Source organism: Enterobacter cloacae complex sp. 394I7, from assembly GCF_057320345.1.
In genome coordinates, this window is the sequence record NZ_JBXWCR010000004.1 from 57,762 (window position 1) to 76,987 (window position 19,226).

Consider the following 19,226-nt stretch of genomic DNA (forward strand, 5'->3'; position numbering starts at 1 on the left):
AAAGCAGGGGACACTGATTCCCCTCAGGTCATGACGGCTGCTGCATTAAAGAATGGAGCGGAAAGTGCCGCCTTCGACGCGCACCGCGGCACCGTTAGAGGCAGCGCCCAGCGGGCTTGCCAGCAGCGCGACCATCGCGGCTATCTCATCAGCATCGATCATTCGCGCGATAAGAGAGCTGGGACGGTAGGTCTGGAAGAAATTCGCTTCGATCTCCTGGTCGGTCATACCCGGTGCAGGTGCGGTCTGGCGCAGGTATTCGATAATGCCGTCGGAGCGGGTCGCTGAAGGCAGTACGCTGTTGACCGTAACGCCCGTCCCCTTCGTGAGTTCGGCCATACCGCGCGAAACGGCGAGTTGCGCCGACTTACTGACGCCGTAATGCACCATGTCTGGCGGCGTGAACGCGCCGACTTCGCTCGACATAAAAATCACCCGGCCCCAGTTGCGTTCCAGCATGCGCGGGAAGTAATGCCGTGACAGGCGAACGCCGGACATGACATTGATGTTGAACATGTTCAGCCACTCATCATCGGTGATGTCGGCGAAATCTCGGGCTTCGTAAAAGCCCAGGTTGTTGATGAGAATATCGGTGTCAGGGCAGGCCGCGATCAGGGCTTTTGCCCCCTCAGCGCTTGCCAGGTCGGCAACGATGGCGGTGACCTGCGCCTGAGGCTGAGCGGCGGTAATGTCTGCCACGGCGTTTTGCAATTTTGCGTGGTCACGACCAGTAATGGTGACGGCCACGCCTTCGCGCGCCAGCGTGCGGGCGATGGCCAGACCAATCCCCGCGGTTGCGCCAGTAACGAGTGCTGTCTTACCGGTGAGTTGAAGATCCATGATTTTACTCTCTGGTGATGAATGCGCACACTTTACTCATCGCCCAACTGGAGATAAATTAGCGGAATTGAAAAACATTTGTTCCTGAAAGAGCATAATGAGCAGAAAATTCGATTATCTTGGCGATGTTGAGGTCTTCATCGCTGTCGTTGAACACGGCTCATTTACTGCTGCTGCCGTTGCCCTGTCCACCACGCCCTCGGTGTTGAGTCGTGCGGTTTCCCGCCTTGAGACGCGTCTGGGACGACAGCTTTTACAGCGAACCACCCGTCGGGTAGGCCTGACCGAGGCAGGGAGAGTCTATCTGGAGCAGGCGCGCTCTGCTTTTTCCCTGCTGGATGAAGCTGAACGTAATGGGCAGGGCCAGGAAGGCGACCTGACCGGACGCGTGCGCATGAGTGTACCGACTACCTACGGTCACTATCGTCTGCCGCCCTTGCTGGCGCAATTCTCCCAACACTACCCGCGCGTTCAGGTGGATCTGAACATCACCAACCGCAACGTCGACCTGATTGCTGAAGGGTTCGATCTGGCGATTCGTTTGGGTCAGATGCCCGACAGTGGTTTAGTCGCGCGTAAACTGGAGGATGCCGCTTTGCTGCTGGTCGCATCACCCGCGTACCTTCACAGGATGGGGACTCCGCAAACGCTGGATGATTTGCACCGACACATGTGTCTGCCGTTTATTTTGCCGCGCACCGGTCGCATCGCTCCGTGGGTGTTTCGGGAAGACGAACGCGATGTGGACTGGCTACCCGTTTCACCTATCGAAACATCGGATGATGTGCTTGGCGTCGTCTCCCTGGCTGAACACGGTATGGGGATTTGCCAGAGCTATGAATTTATCGTTCGGGACAGGATACAGCACGGTCAGCTGGTGGAGGTACTTCCTCACCTTCGCGGACGCTCGCGGCCGTTCTCGGTGATCTTCGCGCCACACCGGCGCCAGTCCGCTGCCACCCGCGCGATGATTGATCTCCTGACCACGCAATAACGACATGTTGGGGCGCTGATAGGGGGTTTAATGCGGTGGAGGGATGGCATTAAAACGTAATTCAGGATAGCTGAATAGCTACCCTGAATAATGCTGGTAATGATTTTATTTCTTAATGAATGCCAGTATATCTGAGTTTATAACATCAGCATGGGTGGTGTGCATTCCATGAGGGAAACCAGGATAAATAATTAACTGACTATTTTTCAGGAGCTTGTCCTGCATAATCGCTGCATTCTTATAGGGGACGACCTGATCGTCATCGCCCTGCATGACCAGAACAGGTACAGAAATCTGTTTCAGATCTTCAGTTTGGTCTGTCTCTGAGAATGCCTTAATACCCTCATAATGAGCAATCGCACCGCCGTTCATACCCTGGCGCCACCAGTTTTGAATTGTGCCCTGAGAGATTGCTGCACCGGATCGGTTAAAACCGTAGAAAGGACCTGAGGCGACATCCAGATAGAACTGGGCGCGGTTAGCGGCAAGTGCCTTTCTGAAATCATTGAAGACCTCAATCGGCGTTCCGTCTGGGTTGGCGTCAGTTTTTACCATGAGGGGAGGGACGGAGCTAATGAGAACCGCTTTTGATACGCGTCCCTGAGGTTGTCCGAATCTTGAAACATAGCGAGCAACCTGTCCTCCACCGGTGGAGTGGCCTACATGGATAACATTCTTCAGATCCAGATGCTCAACGACGGCGTTAACATCAGATGCATAATGGTCCATATCATGCCCGTGGCTCACCTGGTCTGAGCGGCCATGACCGCGGCGGTCCGTAGCAATAACGCGATAACCGTGGGCTAGGAAAAATAGCATCTGATTATCCCAGTCATCTGCGCTCAGCGGCCACCCATGGTGAAACATGATGGGTTGCGCTGATTTATCGCCCCAGTCTTTAAAATAAATACTTACCCCGTCCTGTGTGGTTACATATGGCATAGTTGTTACTCCTGTATTGATATCCTGTGGCATATAGCCTTGAACTAGCGGTATTAAAACTACGCCTTGTTACCCGTAACGTATAATCGAGTTCACCGATGAATAAAATCAGTTACGCCTTACCTGAAGTTACCTCTGCATAACCCGTAAGCCGGATAAAACACGACGCAGATTCTGGGAAGAAGAGTACCTGTACCCCCCTCTTTTTGGTGTTGCAGCAATGTTAACTTTCCAATACGCTCTGTGTTTTCGGAGTAGCACCATGACTGTCACCGATGCCCTTCTTGCTTACACTCTCGCTGCCACGCTGTTGACCCTGACTCCCGGGCTGGATACCGCGTTAATTCTCCGCACTGCCGCTGCGGATGGCAGTAAAAAAGCAATTCACGTCGCGCTGGGTATTGATACGGGTTGCTTTATCTGGGGCGCGCTGGTCGCCTTCGGCCTGGGAGCACTACTGGCTGTCTCCGAATTCGCGTATTCCTTTTTAAAGTGGTGTGGGGCCTTCTATCTCTGCTGGCTGGGCCTCCAGTTATTGTTACGCCCGCGTCAGCAGTTCTCGCTTTCCTCTGACGGTAATGCCCGCAGCAGCAACGATTTTTTACGTGGCATGTTGGGTAACGTGCTAAACCCTAAAATGGGTATCTTCTACGTTTCTTTCCTGCCGCAGTTTATTCCAGCAGGTCATTCACCGTTTGTGTGGACATTTTTGCTCGTGAGTATTCATGTGCTTATTGGCACGCTCTGGTCGTTAACGTTAATTATCGCAACCGGCTATGCGGCAGAAGTATTGAAAAAGCCCGCGGTCGTTAAATGGATGGACAGAACGACCGGCGTAGTGTTTCTGCTGTTTGCTGCCAGGCTGGCCATGAGTAAGCGCTAATTAAGCGCCACCCGTAATATCGGGTGGCTTCTGACAACACGCCATGGAAACGCTCAGTGGTGTAATAAGGTAATTTCTTTTTTATTCATTAAGACCCTCTGCTGCTCAACCAGCGCCGCCAGCGCACGCGCCAGTGTCGACTGGGAAATACCCAGTAATTGCGCCAGTTCTTTTTTAGTGAGCGGCAGTTCAATCGCGCGGTGCTCAAAGCCATACTCTTTTCGGATATCCGCGATAAGCTGGATAAAATCACTGACCTTCTGTAAACCGTCGCTCTTCACCAGCACGTTAATAAACAACTGTTTTTCTCTGGCTGAACGGGAGAGTATACGAATGATAAAGTGGGTGAACGTGCTGGTTAGCTGGCTTATCTCATAAAAATGCGTTTTTTGTAGCTCACAGATTTCCACGTCTGTAGCAGCCTGCACGCTATATTGATGCTGGCTGGTGAAGAGTTCTTCTGCACCAAAAATTTGCCCCGGCAGCAGGATCCCCTGAAGAATCTGCTGCGTATCGTAAATTTTAGCCACGCCGCTTCTCAGGGCATAGAGCGCAGTTACCGGAGTGCCGCTTTGATAAATAAAGGCATTTTTCGATATACGTTTACCGCGCGCCAGATCGTGGATAAACAGGGGTTCCTGGCGGTCAAAAAGATAGGCCTGACACACGTCAGCAAAACCGCATTCTGAGCAACTGACACACCGGGATGTTTTCTTTTTTGTCGACACAATATCTTCCATGCGATCATCAAACTATCTTTATGACTGGATAACACAATTCATCACGGGCGACAGCGTATTACCGATAGTGATAAAACTGTCGCCATGTTTTTTCATATACATGGAATGCTCGCCGCTTAAAAAGAATACTTTAATAGCCAGAGAGGACAGATTTTCGGGCGTGTTATCATGTGCCAGCTTTTCCTGCTTGAGGATCTTCACCGTATACGCATTGCTGGAGGTATTAAGGTACTTAAACTTTACGTAGCGGGAAAAGGTGTAATTTTTGCCCTGGTAATCTATGTCGCCGTATAAATTAGATTGACCTGTTTTATCCTCGGAAAATTCAAAGGCAACATTGCCTGAAAATGTAAACGGTTGGTCATTTGAACCATCTTTATAGGAGAAATTCGCAAAGCAGCGATCGTTTATATACGTTGATGGACGTACAATAATACCCCAGAAAAGCGTGCCTGTAAGTACAGTTATTATCGTCGCGAATACCAGTGCGTTTTTCATTTCATTTCCCAGTTAAATGCATAATGATTTTCGCAATAGATCAACGTGTTGTTTTCTGAGTCCAGGGGACAAAAAGCGTAAAAAATTCTCCCGCGGCTACCATAAAACACGTTCGGCTGTATATTCACCATCAGTTGAGCTGCATGCAACGCACATTTCTCTTTGAGACTGGGCTGAGCAGAAAGCAACACGTCAATCAAATGCTTTCGCATATCACCAGAAAGATGTTCAAAAGTGTTGACGCTACACTTCCCGAGATGGCCAATCATCGTGAGTTCGTCATATCGCTGATTTGGCGGTTCCTTGCGCCAGACCCAGATATTGGCTATTAGCAGCACAACAATACCGACTGTTGCCCATATATATCGCTGTGGGAATCTTTTCTTTCTGACCCGGCGAGGACTAATATTCTCGAGTTTAGTGACACCTTCAGTGGTGTCTATAATCTGCACATCAATATCAGAAGAAAAGAAAAAGCCCACTTTGGGGACAACAATAATCGTTTCTTCAATATCTGTCAGGGAGGTCAGGGTCTTACGTAAAATACTCACATACTGATTAAGTGAGGAGCTGGAACTGGTATGTCCGGCGGACTCCCACACCTGTTCCAGCAGATACTGACGTTCAAGAACGGCTCCCGGCGTTGCAATCAGCAACGAGAGAATACGATTCGCCGTGTTTGTCAGTTTTTTGCCTTCAGGTGCCTCAGCGCCTGGAATAGTGAGTTCACCACTTTCCGTATCGTAGACAACTGTATGGGCAATCAAATATTTCATTATTTATTCTTAGGGCGTTAACACTTCGCAACGAGCGGTTTAACAGAATTAATATTATGGCCCAGCAATGTCACAATGTCCCAGTCCAGACGATAATTTGCGGCCTCTTCACGAAGAATACTCATGGCTTTATCGCTGTCCATTCCTCGTCGGTAGGGACGGTTCTCTGTCATTGCGGTAAAAACATCCGCTACGGCTAGAATTCGTGACGGAATATCCAGCGACGCGGCGCCTAGCCGGAAAGGATAACCGCTGCCATCCAGACGTTCATGATGATTGGCTGCCCAATCCACGATGCTGCCGAGTTCAGTAATAGGGTGAAGCATGACCAGCGTTTTGTAGCTGTGCTGCTTCATACGGGCGTATTCATGGTCTTCAAGCTTGCCGTGTTTTTCGAGAATAGCGAGCGGTGTAAAGAGCTTGCCGATGTCATGTAAATAACCCGCAATGCAGATTTTTTCCTGCATATCGCGGTCATAGCCATAAAGTGCAGCAAGACGGGCCGCCACATGGGCCACGCTGGCGCTGTGAGTGCGGGTGAAGCTGCTGTATTTATCGACAATTTTTGAAATCAGCTGGCACACTTCAAGAAAGTCATGATGATCGAGCATGTCGTGTTGCAGAGGGCTAATGGCATTAAGCACCTGGTCTTGTGCCGGGTTACAGAGCCTGAACCAGAAGCCATCCTGGCGACTCGATTCATACAGGGCATTCGAAAGCACATCAGGCCACTGCTCAGGCCGTGCAAAGAAGCGGGCCAGGATATCCTCGCGCTGTGCGACAAAATCGCCTTTAACCTCGCGCAGGAACAGTTCGAACGTATCGGCCATATGCACCAGATGATGTACCAGAGGGAGCGTATTGTTGTCTGATATTGACCATTCGCTGTGATGATTTTCCAGAATGGCGGTCACCGGCTGCAGAAAACGAATGCCCGCCGTCATTGACCCACCCAACTGTTCATGGCCATCCTGAAAGCCATCACCTCCCGGCATGATGTGTGCGCGATCTTTACTGAGTGCACCAATATCATGAAGCATGCCGGCCAGAAAGGCCGTCTTGATTCCGGAGTGATCAAGTCCTGCCTGATGGCTTAAATACCAGGTGATGATTGCCGTGCGTTGCAAATGATTTACCAGGTCAGCAGAGACCGGATAAATAATTCGATGTAATAAGTTAAGCACGGTTTGAACAGATATATTCATGGAAGCCCTGAGCTAAATACTAAAATAATTAATCGTAACCAAACATAATTTGTGCAGTTGCTACCACCGTTCCGGTCGAGAGCGCTGATGCGTTGTAGACTTTGTAATAGGCATGCAAATAAATATATTGTATATCCTGGATGTTATCATCTTTTGCAATGTCTAATATTTGTGTTGCATGTTCCATATTATTGCTGCTGGAGATTTTTATCTCCTCATGTTCGCCAAGGAAATAACGACTGCGAAGCGCAATGCCCACGCCGCTAGCGGTGGTCTCATCATTAACCATGACCTGGTAAGTGCTGTCGGTAGTAACCAAGTCATTACTGGATATCCAGGCCTTGATATTACGGGTGGCAGTTTTGACTCCCGCCAGATTCCCGCACTTAAACGGTATGGTAAAATCGGCACCGTTAGCTTTACCATTTATTTTTAATGTCCTCAGCGAGGCGGGGGGGAGCTTAACCGTCATGTCATGGGTCATGTTGCAGGTGGTTTCTTTCGGTTCAAACTGAATAGTAACTTTCTCGTAAGCGAGAAAATAATCGGTATTCCAGCTTTTGCGCGAGGTGTCGGTCATCATGTTGTCCCACGCGCGGTAGGCATAGGTTTTACTGGATAACAAGGGTGAATCCGCTCCGCTCCCCGTACCGCTCATTACCGCCGGTATAACGCTGAGTGCACCATTAGTGGTCGTCTTGGTGTAGGCTGCGACCCCGGTGGGCGGCGTGTTTAAAAGCTCTGCGCGCAATGTATATTGTGTTGGATAGGCGAGGGAGTGGATGCCCACAATCCCGCTGACAGTCACTTTTGTTGTGCCGGTAATTTGTGCCGTCACTTTAATCCAGTAGCTGTTTTCGCCATCGGCGCTGTTAAAATTGAGGTACACGGGGTTATTATTAAACCCGGTGAAATAATAAAGATGATCCTGTAATACACCACCAATCCCGACATTGCCATAGGTACAGGTCATGCTGCCAGACCAGCTTGTCGTATAGGTTCTTTCAACGACATTGGATGTCAGAAACTCCGATGAGAGATTCAGCGATTTATCCGCTTCTGCCACGTTTTTAAATAAAATGCCGCTATTTCTGCACGTATCGCCAGTAAGGCCTCTGGACTGGGGTTGAGCCAGCGCGGAAAATCCTGGTATAAATATCAGGGCGAATACGGCTATGATGAGATAAAAAGACTTACTCATGATCGTATTAATACTCGTTTTAAATTACCGGCAGATATTGACGGCATGTTCATTGGGCTGTGCAATGACACAGGTTTTTTTTACCTTGCCTTTGCTGATATCGATATGCAGAGAATCAGGCATCGTATCGGATTTAATAAAAATCTGGCTTCCCTGTGCTACATATCCCAATTCGTTATGACCGCTATCTGAAACAAATGCGCCAAACGGTAACTGTTCACCTTTCGTATCCTGAACTTCCAGGGTGAATAATTTCCGCGTATCCGTTTTGTATTTCAGATACGTAATGCTGCCTTCATACGGGGCGATATTCAGCAAATTACCCTGTAAATCAACGTCGCTGCTTTTTGTCCCATCCTGCTCGAGATGAAAATTATTCTGCCGGTAAGGCGTTGCGCTGGTCACCAGTGCGATACCGTGCTGGTTTGTACGGGTCGATGAATCGCCGTTGACCACGGCATTTTCCACGCCGGGTGCCTCAAGGATCACAAAGTTTCGCCCATTATTCGGGGAGGCAATGACCCCTCCACGCCACGCAAGCAGATTCCCGCTCGCACCAAGGCTGGTCTGGCGATATTCACGGGCGACGGTCAGGCCGGTGTTAAGGCTGGTCACACTGTTTTTCCAGTTGGTATAGAGATCCGCCGAACGGGAGTCCCCCTCGTTATCATGGGCCAGCATCAGGCTGTAATCGACATCGTGGGAATTACCGCTCAGGCTGACGTCTGAAGACGCATATCGACCTTTCTGCACGCTGGCGTGGGTTGCGATGCTCCCACCGCTGCCGAAGAGGGACATCGGAACGGTGACGGAAAAATAGAGATTGTTCTCAGTGTTTCCACGCGTGCGCAACGAAGTGACGACATCACCCTCATAATTTGTTTCATAGTCGTAGTAGGACTGCGTCACTTCGGAACGGCGCAGCGATACGGCGTAATTTACGCTGTGCCAGGCATTGCTCCACGTCAGGTTATACTGGCGGCTGGTTTTTTGCCCGCGCCAGTAGTCACGCCAGTATGCTGAAAGCGAAAGACGGCCGAAATCATCTGACAGGGGTTGAATGATATTGGCGCTGAATGCCTGTTTGCTGTTAACCGTCGAGGAGCCTGTTCCGCCATAATCCTGAATATTGGATCGGGTCAGGACAAAATCGCTGAAGGAGGCATAGTTCTGCGTTCGGTAATAATACGATGCGAGCGTCAGGTTAGTTCGTGTTGGAAAATACTTACTCCATGAAAGGGCGTATTTTTCTCCGCGGCGCCGCTCCTCTCCCGGCAGGCGATACTGTGACTCTTCAAGAGATCCAGACAACGAGCCCGCGTAGGGTAAAGATATGGCACCCCCAAGCAATACAGATTGATAGTCAGCATTCCAGATGCTCCCGGCAGTCGCGGTAACGTAATTATTAATACCGCGTGAATAGCTAAACTGGGCAAAGCGGCTATGGTCGTTAATGCCGCGCATGTCCACTTCACCGATATTGAACTGATAATCACTGGTGCCCGGTCGGAGCATGTCTGGTAAAGAGGAAAATGGAACGGCAAAGCGCTCGGTACTTCCGCCATTATTTTTTACTTCCACGGTCAGATCGCCACGTGAACCGGTCGGCATTAAATCCCGAATTGCAAAGGGGCCGGCGGGCACGGATAACTGATGAATAATATGGCCGTCCTGAAACACGCTCACGACCGCGGAACTGGTGGCGATCCCGGTGATGACAGGCATATAAACACGTTCGCTGTCGGGCAACATCTGCCGGCTCTTCGTGAGCGTCAGGCCGCGGAATCTCACGGTATCAAAGTAATCAGAGGCGGTATACGCCCGCCCGACACGCATGAGCGATTCGATAGCCACAATCGGTTTTTCGACATAGCGTGTGGTATTGACCCAATAACTTTTTCCCGGATTGCTGTAACGCATCCAGGTGGAATTATCGAGTAAATGCCAGCCTGAAAAATTCAGCCCGCTGTTCAGTGAAAGATAAAAATTATCGCTATTTGTATACCCTTCACTCAGTCCATGGAAGTTGTAATAGTTAACGTTGTAATTGGTATAAAGACCGTTAATCCCCTGATCCCATTTCTGCGGTGCCACCCAGTTTTGGCTGTCAGTTTTCACAAAGGCTTGCGGAACTTCCAGGTCCAGACGCATCTCTCCCGGTACCAGCTTGCTTTTACCTCCGTGGAGTAACGTATTAATGTCAATCATGTCGGAGTGAGCGTTCGCGATAGCATCATCCAGTTCCTGAATAGACAGTTGCGTGGCATCTTCTTTATGAATATGTACGGTGCCCCGATCGTCATTGGCGACCGTTAAGGTGAACTTTCCACGCCAGACGTTATTGACGTAAACGTCGAGATCGTAAGTCCCTGGCGTCATGACCAACTGATTGTTACTCCAGTCCATATCCGCTGAATTACCGACCAGCAGGCTACTGTTGAATGTCTCACCGTATGCACTAAACGAGCACAAGGCGAGGCTGATGGAATGAACCAGCAGGCTTTTTCGAAACAGCGATCTGTTCTTCATCAAAATTGAACCTGGCATGAGTACTGTCTGCGATCAGTGGAGGATGCTGAATCTCTTGGCGCCGAAATCATCAAGCCAGGTGATTCGGTACTGATTACCCGCATGGATTTTGTCGGGAACCAGCGCACAACCAAACGGAGGAATAAAGGCGGTATCGTTCAGTAAATTATCTTTTCTGGCCTGTTTTAACTGCCCACCTTGCCAGGTCACGATTTGCGGAATGGTCAGGTAATAAGGGGAGTTGTTTTTAAGGCACACACGATCGCCAGAGGTGGAAAGGGTGACTTTTTCAATAACCGAGCTGTCCAGTTCTTCCAGAGACATTGGACGATAAAAAACTTTGATGCGGTTGCGAATAGCGACCTGGAGATAATTATCAGCTCCACCTTCCGGTACCGGAGGCACGTCCAGAACGTTCAGCCAGAATACGCTTTCCCGATCCTTTGGCAGTGACTGGGTGTTCATTGCGGCGACCTTCAGGGTTTGCCCACTGTGCGCCTCCATTTTTACGACAGGCGGCATAAGTGAGAAGGGCACTTTGACCTTTTCAGGCGCAGCGGAAGCATCGCCCTCATCCAGCCAGGATTGCACCAGATGCGTTTTATCACTGTCATTAACCAGCTGTACGGAAACGAATTTCGCCGCTGCCGGATAAATGACGCGAGTCTGATTAATCACGACACTGGCAAAAGCCATCTGCGAGGCGACAGCCCCGATGAGAAAGATTATTAATTTTTTCATGATGTTTAAAACCGGGGATTGCTCCCCGGTGGAGGTATTAATCGTAGCTAAAAGAGTAAGTTGCGTCGGTAACGACTTTACCGGTGGTGACAGAAGCACCGCCAAAGTTGTAGTAGTTCGCATGCATGGTCAGCGTAATACCGTCGGTGCTGGAAACATCATCCGACGTGAGGCCGGTATTGAAGGCGGTATCAAACGGTACGGCAGTCTTGCCATCGGATGTCAGGGTGATACCCACACCTTCTGCGCCGCCTTCGCTGTAGTTTTTCAGGTATTTACCGTCGTCAGACAGGTTGCTGCTGGTGAAGGTGATTTTGAGGGTTTTGGTGCCTTCGTCTGCCGCGGTGCAGTTTTTCAGGCTCATGGTGAAGTCTTTTTCGTTAGCCGTCACGATGCCCGCGGTTTTCCCCATATCGGTAAGGGTAATCGGAGACAGATTGACGGTGAAATCAGAACCATTGTTGGTCGTCACATCACAGGTTGTATCTGATACTGAACCGTTAAAAGTAATTGTGCCACCTGCGACACCCGTGCTTTCTGCCGCCATTGCTGCACCAGAAAACATGATAGCCGCTGCGATTAATGTCTTATTGAACATGTTTTATATCCCGTTTTTTCATTTTCGATGTACCTGGTACTTCCAGGGTGGGGAAACAGCGTTTCGGAACACTGTTTTACCCACTCTTTTGGTCGGGATATAAAACCATTTAATGCGCATTTTGGTAAACGCAAATATCGTTTAAATTGATTTTTTAAATTTAAATGACTGCTTTTTAATTTTTATATAGATTTATGTTCTTTTGGTTGAGGGGCTGGAGGGGAGGTAGAGAAACGATTTCCTGTTTAAAGACGTGCTCAAAATCGTCATATGACGATCTTTGCAAGGATCCTGGACAGGCATAAAAACATTACTCTGCACAGTGAGTTACAATAATGAAACGAAATTAACATTACCAAAACAAGTACGGCAATGAAGCACGCTGTTTCAGGGAAGACAAAGAAGGGGAAAAGACACTGCCAGGAGGGATAACAGTCTCTTTTTTTAACTATTCAACTTCGAGCGTACTAAAACTGACGATACGAGAACGCCCTAATTCCTTCGCACGGTATAAGGCAACATCTGCCGCGCGTAACAGGTTGTCGCTTTCGGCATGCTGAGGGTAGCTGGCGATTCCGATAGAGACATCAACTGGACCGATTTCGGTCAGTCCACTGCGCACCGTTAACGCGTGAACGGCGTCAAAAATCTCGTTTGCGAAGGTAAAGGCAACCTCTTCATTTACCCCTGGTAGGAGTATCAAAAACTCCTCTCCGCCAAAGCGAAACGCCAGGCCATTCTCACGGACCGCCCGTTTCACAATGCTGGATACGCTTTTAATAACCTGATCACCCGCTTCATGGCCAAACCGGTCATTAATGCTCTTGAAGTGATCGATATCGATCATCATGCAACTCAGGGGTTCGCCGTTACGAATGGCCTGTGTCATTTGGGTATGAAGCGTATCTTCCAGATGATGGCGATTACGCAAGCCGGTCAGCGGGTCGAACAATGCTTTTTCCAGCAACGCATCGCGTAGCCGCTGGTTTGCCAGCGCCAGACCGAGCGCTTCGGCCATCAGTTCGAGATAAGCACGGGCAGGGGCATTTTCCGCGGTGATATTCTGGAATGAGAGCAGACCAATGGCCTCGCCCTGGGCAATAAGCGGCACGCACAGCGAACGATACGCCAGTGATTCCGGCAGATGATAGCAGGCGATATCCGGCTTACCGCTGAACGGGGGATGACTCTGACCACGCCTTACTGCCCAGCATTCGTCAGGATGAAACATCATCTCCTCTCCCGTGGGGGAGAGCCACTGGGCAACGCAGCGCATCTGCCAGGGATCGCGGTCAAGGACATAGAGCCGGCCAGGGACCCCCGGGGCGATATTGGGGGCAAACAGCTCCGCCACGTTGATAACATCGGTAAAGTTCTCACACCCTTGCAGCCGCTGCGTCATGCGGGCCAGCAGTTCGCGGACAGCCCAGTCGGCGTCGCGCTCTTTTTCCAGCCGTTGCCGGGCAAGGCCGTTTTCACGAAAAATACGGATCGCCTGCGCCATATCGCCAATCTCATCAATCTGATTAAAATTCGGCGTTTCGACGGCGTAATCCTGCGACGCCAGACGGTGTACCACGTCGCTCAGACGCACCACGGGGCGCAGCACGCGACGTTTCAGGATAAAGCCCAGGACAAACAGAAACAGCAGGGCGGTCAGGCCAACCATCAGTTCAGAGGCCGTACGCAGCGCTTTCGATTTTTTGGTGGCATCCTGCACGGACGCAATCACCCGCTTGTCGAGGATCTGGCGAAAGTGATCAATCTGGTTTTGTGCGCGTTCCAGCGCCTGCTCATAGGGGGCACCATAAAGCAGGGCAATGGCCTGAGCATCTTCTCCCCGCTCTGTACTGGTGAGGGCCGTCTGCTGTTCATCCTGTAGCGCATCGATAATCTTGAGACCTTCCCGCAGCAGGGACAGCTCCTCATCGGACGCGCCGTTATCGCGCAGTTTATCCAGCCTCAACTCGACATTTTTCAGGTTGTTCTCTGACTGGCTGTATTGTCTGAGGGTATGCGGATCTTTTTTTATTACGTACAGGCGGGCTAAATCGGACTGCGCCCAGGCGTCGGTTTCAATATCCTCCGTCAGCTCATCAAAGCGCTGCCGCTGTTCAACGGCGTGACGTTCCACGGTGTCGGCATTGGATGCCATCAGCATGATGATGCCTGAGACAAGGGTCAGGCAGACCGTGGCACCATAGGCCCAGTTAGTTATCGTTGCGATTCGCACCTGTGGATCCTTTTACGACATGAGAAGGATGGCGTTCTTTCAAATTATAGAAAACGTTTGATTTAAGGCGAAAAAAAAGGCGGCACAGTGCCGCCTGGTGTGGTCTTTATCGTCATATCATCACAAATCTGGAGGGTTTTTTCCTTCCTCGATGAAATCCGCATCCAGCTCTTCGGCGTTACCCGCGTGATCGCGACCGGAGAACAGGTTCCAGCAGGCGATGAACAGCGCGGCGATCAGCGGCCCAATCACAAAGCCATTAATGCCGTACAGCTCCATCCCGCCAAGGGTTGAGATGAGGATCAGGTAGTCCGGCATTTTGGTGTCTTTCCCCACCAGCAATGGACGCAGGATATTGTCCACCAGCCCGACAATGATGACGAAGAAGCCAACGATAAAGAGACCCTGCCAGAGCTGATGCGTGGCGAACAGGAAGATGGCGGCCGGCACCCAGACAATGGCCGAGCCGACGGCCGGAACCAGCGAAAGGAACGCCATCAGCGCGCCCCAGAGTACGCTGCCGTCAATACCAGCGATGGCAAATGCAATCCCGCCGAGCGTGCCCTGAACCACCGCCACTACCGCCGTACCTTTTACCGTTGCCCGCGAGACGCCGACGAATTTGGCGAACAGATGCTGTTTGGCAAAATCAGACAGAGGAAGCGAATCAAGGATCTGGCGTACCAGATACGGGCCATCTTTTAGCAGGAAGAACAGCAGATAAAGCATGATGCCAAAGCTGATCGCAAAGCCAAACGTCCCTTTCCCAATCAGAAACGCGCTGCCGGCCAGATACTGTCCGCCCTGCAGTGCTACATCAGAGAGTTTTTTCTGGATTTGCGCCGCGTTCGTCAGGTTGTGGTCCGCAAGGAAGCCGCTGGCCCAGCCTGGCAGGTGGTTAAAGATGCTCGCCACCACTTCCGGGAATTGGGTGTTGTTCGCTTGCAGCTTGGTGTACACCACGTTCAGTTCAATGGCGAGCGATGAAAAGATCACCATCAACGGGATAAAGACGATGAGGCAGATAATGCCGATGGTTAACAGCGAAGCCAGTCCGTTGCGATCGCCCATCGCCGCGCGCAGCTTGTTTTTTACCGGGTTAAAGATAACGGTAAGAATGGCGGCCCATAAAATCGCGGAGAAGTAGGGGGAGAGCACGTCGAAGAAAGCCCAGGTGACAAGGGCGAGTATGAAGATAAAGAAACCTTTGGTCAGTCCGTTAAAACGCATCAGTTGATCCTGTAACGATGAAACTGTGTCGACTATAGAACTGATTGAGGGATTTACCAAGAATTGCGCCGCTGTAAAATCCCGCGTATGAACCCGCTCCTTACGGATACCACTTTCGACTGACCGAAGAACGCCAGGGTCCGCGCCATGCTGTAAGTATCTGCTTGCGGAGGTGCTTATGGCCTGGCGTCCGTTCCTGTATGTGATCCTCACAACCCACCCCAGACTCAGCGCGCGGCGCGCCCGATTACGTCTGGTCGTCTAGCTTTTTCTTAACAATCGCGGTATAACACACCTTCTTTGGATGTTTAGATGTCCATACGTATAGAAGGTAATATGCAAACACAACAAGAAAATGGGCAGCTTAAGCGCACCATGAAAACACGCCACCTGATTATGCTCTCGCTGGGTGGGGTCATTGGGACAGGGCTATTCTTCAATACTGGTTATATCATTTCAACGACCGGGGCCGCGGGAACGCTGCTGGCGTACCTGATTGGCGCGCTGGTGGTCTGGCTGGTGATGCAGTGTCTGGGCGAACTTTCCGTTGCGATGCCGGAAACCGGCGCGTTTCACGTCTATGCCGCCCGCTATCTTGGCCCGGCTACAGGCTATACCGTGGCGTGGCTTTACTGGCTTACCTGGACGGTGGCGCTCGGGTCGAGCTTTACCGCTGCCGGGTTCTGTATGCAGTACTGGTTCCCGCAGGTGCCCGTCTGGACGTGGTGCGTGGTGTTCTGCGTGGTGATCTTCGGCCTTAACGTCATCTCCACGCGCTTCTTTGCCGAAGGCGAGTTCTGGTTCTCGTTGGTGAAAGTCATCACCATTATTGCCTTTATTATTCTTGGCGGGGCTGCGGTGTTTGGCTTTATCCCGATGCAGGACGGTTCTCCCGCGCCGGGCTTAACCAACCTTACCGCCGAAGGCTGGTTCCCGCACGGCGGCCTGCCCATCCTGATGACCATGGTCGCGGTGAACTTCGCCTTCTCCGGGACAGAGCTTATCGGTATCGCGGCGGGTGAGACGGAAAACCCGCACAAGGTGATTCCGGTTGCCATTCGTACCACCATTGCCCGGCTGATCATCTTCTTTATTGGTACCGTGTTTGTGCTGGCCGCGCTGATCCCGATGCATCAGGCGGGCGTGGAAAAAAGTCCGTTTGTACTGGTGTTCGAAAAGGTCGGTATTCCGTACGCGGCTGATATTTTTAACTTCGTGATCCTGACGGCCATCCTGTCGGCGGCGAACTCGGGCCTGTACGCTTCTGGCCGCATGCTCTGGTCGCTCTCGAATGAAAAAACGCTGCCGCGTTGCTTTGCGCGCGTTAATAAAAACGGCGTACCCATGACGGCGATTTCTGTTTCAATGCTTGGCGGCGTACTGGCGCTGTTCTCAAGCGTGGTGGCACCGGACACGGTGTTTGTCGCACTGTCCGCCATCTCAGGCTTTGCTGTGGTGGCGGTCTGGATCAGCATCTGCGCGTCGCATTTTGTCTTCCGTCGTCGCCATCTTCAGTCTGGTCAGCCGCTTTCCGCTCTGCAGTATCGCGCGCCGTGGTATCCGCTGGTGCCGGTGCTTGGCTTTATCCTCTGCGTGGTGGCCTGTGTTGGTCTGGCGTTTGACCCGAGTCAGCGTATTGCCCTTTATTGCGGGCTTCCGTTTGTTGCCCTGTGTTATGGTGCCTACTACCTGACCCGAAACATGACATCGCAGGAGCCTGAACATGTCGCAGAATAATCCGCTTACCGCCATCCTTGAAAAACAGCCATTTGTGGTGCTGGATGGCGCGATGGCGACGGAACTGGAAGCGCGCGGTTGTAATCTTGCAGACAGCCTGTGGTCTGCCAAAGTGCTGGTTGAAAACCCGGATCTTATCCGCGACGTTCATCTGGACTACTACCGGGCGGGAGCGCAGGTGGCGATCACCGCCAGCTATCAGGCCACGCCTGCAGGGTTTGCCGCACGAGGCCTGGATGAGGCGCAATCCCGCGCGCTGATTGGCAAAAGCGTGGAGCTGGCGCGTAAGGCGCGCGAAGCGTATCTCGCGGAAAACCCTCGTGCAGGCACGCTGCTGGTCGCGGGATCGGTTGGGCCGTATGGTGCATACCTGGCGGATGGATCTGAGTATCGCGGTGACTACGTGCGAAGCGCAGAAGCGTTTACCGATTTCCATCGCCCGCGCGTGGAAGCGCTGCTGGATGCCGGGGCAGATCTGCTGGCCTGCGAAACGCTGCCATCCTTTGCTGAAATCAAGGCGCTGGCGGCGCTTCTGGCCGAGTATCCCCGGGCCCGGGGATGGTTCTCGTTTACCCTGCGTGACAGCGAGCACCTCAGCGACGGTACGCCGCTGCGCGATGTGATTTCTGCGCTGGAACGCTATCCGCAAATTGTGGCGCTGGGGATCAACTGTATCGCGCTGGAAAATACCACCGCGGCGCTGAAACATCTTCACAGCCTCACCGCACTGCCGCTGGTGGTCTACCCGAATTCGGGGGAGCATTATGACGCCGTGACCAAAACCTGGCATCACCATGGCGAAGCCTGCGAAACGCTGGCGGGCTATTTACCCCAGTGGCTGGCGGCCGGGGCGAAGTTGATTGGAGGATGTTGCCGGACCACGCCGACAGACATTGCAGAGCTAAAGGCGCAGCGCTGATGCCGTGTGTCGTCTGATGCATTCACCTCATCCCTCTCCCGTCGGGAGAGGGAGCCAGAATAAACCCCACAAAATTCACTATCCTTTGCCACTTTTTTTCTAAAAACGAATCGGAATTAACGATTCTTTTTTATTCCTTTATCAAAATTCCTGCGCCGGAAATACTGCCCTCATAACAACAAGGGGAGCAGTCACAATGGCAATTTCATCGCGAATTACACTTCTCGGCGCGCTGGCGCTGTGGGCATTTCAGGCACAGGCGGTAGACGTTACCGTCGCGTATCAAACCTCTGCGGAACCGGCAAAAGTTGCGCAGGCGGATAACACCTTCGCCAAAGAAAGCGGCGCGAAGGTGGACTGGCGTAAATTCGACAGCGGGGCGGCCGTCGTGCGCGCATTAGCGTCCGGCGATGTGCAGATTGGCAATATCGGTTCCAGCCCGCTGGCGGTGGCTGCCAGCCAGCAGGTGCCTGTTGAGGTTTTCCTACTGGCGTCACAGCTCGGGAATTCTGAAGCCCTGGTCGTGAAGAAAAACATCACCCGGCCGGAAGATCTGATTGGCAAGCGCATCGCCGTGCCGTTTATCTCCACCACCCATTACAGCCTACTGGCGGCGCTCAAACACTGGGGCATCAAGCCGGGCCAGGTGCAGATCATCAACCTGCAGCCACCCGCAATTATTGCCGCCTGGCAGCGTGGGGATATCGACGGCGCTTACGTCTGGGCACCTGCCGTGAATGAGCTGGAAAAAGACGGCACCGTGCTGACCGATTCCGAACAGGTGGGGCAGTGGGGCGCGCCGACGCTCGACGTGTGGGTCGTGCGTAAAGACTTCGCGGAGAAACACCCTGATGTGGTGAAGGCGTTTGCTAAAAGCGCCATTGACGCCCAACAGCCTTATCTCAGCAACCCCGATGCGTGGCTGAAAGAGACGGGCAATCTGGAAAAACTGTCGCGCCTGAGCGGCGTTCCGGAAGCGGACGTGCCGGGGCTGGTGAAAGGCAATACCTATCTCACGCCTGCACAACAGGTCCAGCAGCTCAATGGGCCGGTCAATAAAGCGATTGTCGATACCGCTACGTTTCTGAAAGAGCAGGGCAAAGTGCCTGCGGTGGCGACAGATTACAGCCAGTACGTGACCGATCGCTTTGTGAAATAAG

17 protein-coding genes are annotated in these 19,226 nt (G+C 51.9%); 5 read left to right on the forward strand and 12 right to left on the reverse strand.

Translation table 11 applies throughout. The features are described 5' to 3' along the window. Positions 1 to 45: 45 nt before the first annotated feature. The gene (locus AC2FAP_RS16115) at positions 46 to 840 is read right to left on the reverse strand and encodes an SDR family NAD(P)-dependent oxidoreductase (RefSeq protein WP_020885260.1); all 795 of its coding nucleotides are present in this window, start codon (positions 838 to 840) and stop codon (positions 46 to 48) included. 97 nt (positions 841 to 937) lie between these two features. Here AC2FAP_RS16115 and AC2FAP_RS16120 point away from each other — a divergent pair, with 97 nt between their 5' ends. Beyond that, complete coding sequence (locus AC2FAP_RS16120) at positions 938 to 1,834, forward strand: LysR family transcriptional regulator (protein WP_449541505.1); 897 nt, start codon at positions 938 to 940, stop codon at positions 1,832 to 1,834. 105 nt (positions 1,835 to 1,939) lie between these two features. Here the strand turns inward: AC2FAP_RS16120 and AC2FAP_RS16125 are convergent, their stop codons facing one another. Further along, on the reverse strand, positions 1,940 to 2,776 hold the full coding sequence (locus AC2FAP_RS16125; RefSeq protein ID WP_032681596.1) for an alpha/beta fold hydrolase: 837 nt from the start codon (positions 2,774 to 2,776) through the stop codon (positions 1,940 to 1,942). Positions 2,777 to 3,038: 262 nt separating this feature from the next. Here AC2FAP_RS16125 and AC2FAP_RS16130 point away from each other — a divergent pair, with 262 nt between their 5' ends. After that, positions 3,039 to 3,659, forward strand: coding sequence for a LysE family translocator (locus AC2FAP_RS16130; RefSeq protein WP_279256686.1), 621 nt, complete (start codon positions 3,039 to 3,041; stop codon positions 3,657 to 3,659). A 53-nt stretch (positions 3,660 to 3,712) separates the two neighbouring features. Here the strand turns inward: AC2FAP_RS16130 and AC2FAP_RS16135 are convergent, their stop codons facing one another. The 10 genes from AC2FAP_RS16135 to AC2FAP_RS16180 all read right to left on the reverse strand — a co-directional run bounded on the left by AC2FAP_RS16135 (position 3,713) and on the right by AC2FAP_RS16180 (position 15,410). Further along, positions 3,713 to 4,387, reverse strand: a complete 675-nt coding sequence (locus AC2FAP_RS16135) for a Crp/Fnr family transcriptional regulator (protein ID WP_237770629.1) — start codon at positions 4,385 to 4,387, stop codon at positions 3,713 to 3,715. 30 nt (positions 4,388 to 4,417) lie between these two features. Then, complete coding sequence (locus AC2FAP_RS16140) at positions 4,418 to 4,897, reverse strand: hypothetical protein (RefSeq protein ID WP_279256687.1); 480 nt, start codon at positions 4,895 to 4,897, stop codon at positions 4,418 to 4,420. Then, positions 4,894 to 5,673, reverse strand: a complete 780-nt coding sequence (locus tag AC2FAP_RS16145) for a winged helix-turn-helix domain-containing protein (protein WP_333178007.1) — start codon at positions 5,671 to 5,673, stop codon at positions 4,894 to 4,896. The genes AC2FAP_RS16140 and AC2FAP_RS16145 overlap by 4 nt, the downstream gene beginning before the upstream one ends. Before the next feature lie 17 nt (positions 5,674 to 5,690). After that, a complete protein-coding gene (locus tag AC2FAP_RS16150; RefSeq protein ID WP_025205028.1) occupies positions 5,691 to 6,878 on the reverse strand; it encodes an HD domain-containing phosphohydrolase in 1,188 nt (395 codons plus the stop codon). A gap of 28 nt (positions 6,879 to 6,906) precedes the next feature. Then, positions 6,907 to 8,079: a fimbrial protein gene (locus AC2FAP_RS16155; protein WP_449541504.1), complete on the reverse strand. Its 1,173-nt coding sequence runs from the start codon at positions 8,077 to 8,079 to the stop codon at positions 6,907 to 6,909. A 24-nt stretch (positions 8,080 to 8,103) separates the two neighbouring features. Continuing rightward, positions 8,104 to 10,608 carry a fimbria/pilus outer membrane usher protein gene (locus AC2FAP_RS16160; protein WP_410398238.1) on the reverse strand — a complete coding sequence of 835 codons (2,505 nt, stop codon included), beginning with the start codon at positions 10,606 to 10,608 and terminating at the stop codon, positions 8,104 to 8,106. Positions 10,609 to 10,641: 33 nt separating this feature from the next. After that, the gene (locus tag AC2FAP_RS16165) at positions 10,642 to 11,349 is read right to left on the reverse strand and encodes a fimbrial biogenesis chaperone (protein ID WP_449541503.1); all 708 of its coding nucleotides are present in this window, start codon (positions 11,347 to 11,349) and stop codon (positions 10,642 to 10,644) included. 37 nt (positions 11,350 to 11,386) lie between these two features. Continuing rightward, positions 11,387 to 11,947 carry a fimbrial protein gene (locus AC2FAP_RS16170; protein WP_014168795.1) on the reverse strand — a complete coding sequence of 187 codons (561 nt, stop codon included), beginning with the start codon at positions 11,945 to 11,947 and terminating at the stop codon, positions 11,387 to 11,389. 448 nt (positions 11,948 to 12,395) lie between these two features. Further along, complete coding sequence (locus AC2FAP_RS16175) at positions 12,396 to 14,180, reverse strand: diguanylate cyclase (protein ID WP_449541502.1); 1,785 nt, start codon at positions 14,178 to 14,180, stop codon at positions 12,396 to 12,398. A 120-nt stretch (positions 14,181 to 14,300) separates the two neighbouring features. Beyond that, complete coding sequence (locus AC2FAP_RS16180) at positions 14,301 to 15,410, reverse strand: AI-2E family transporter (protein WP_020885256.1); 1,110 nt, start codon at positions 15,408 to 15,410, stop codon at positions 14,301 to 14,303. A gap of 336 nt (positions 15,411 to 15,746) precedes the next feature. Here AC2FAP_RS16180 and mmuP point away from each other — a divergent pair, with 336 nt between their 5' ends. From mmuP to tauA, 3 genes are all read left to right on the forward strand, one after another. Next, positions 15,747 to 17,147, forward strand: a complete 1,401-nt coding sequence (gene mmuP / locus AC2FAP_RS16185; RefSeq protein WP_025205021.1) for an S-methylmethionine permease — start codon at positions 15,747 to 15,749, stop codon at positions 17,145 to 17,147. Next, a complete protein-coding gene (gene mmuM / locus AC2FAP_RS16190) occupies positions 17,134 to 18,066 on the forward strand; it encodes a homocysteine S-methyltransferase (protein WP_449541501.1) in 933 nt (310 codons plus the stop codon). The genes mmuP and mmuM overlap by 14 nt, the downstream gene beginning before the upstream one ends. Before the next feature lie 196 nt (positions 18,067 to 18,262). Further along, positions 18,263 to 19,225: a taurine ABC transporter substrate-binding protein gene (gene tauA / locus AC2FAP_RS16195; protein WP_014168800.1), complete on the forward strand. Its 963-nt coding sequence runs from the start codon at positions 18,263 to 18,265 to the stop codon at positions 19,223 to 19,225. Position 19,226 lies beyond the last annotated feature (1 nt).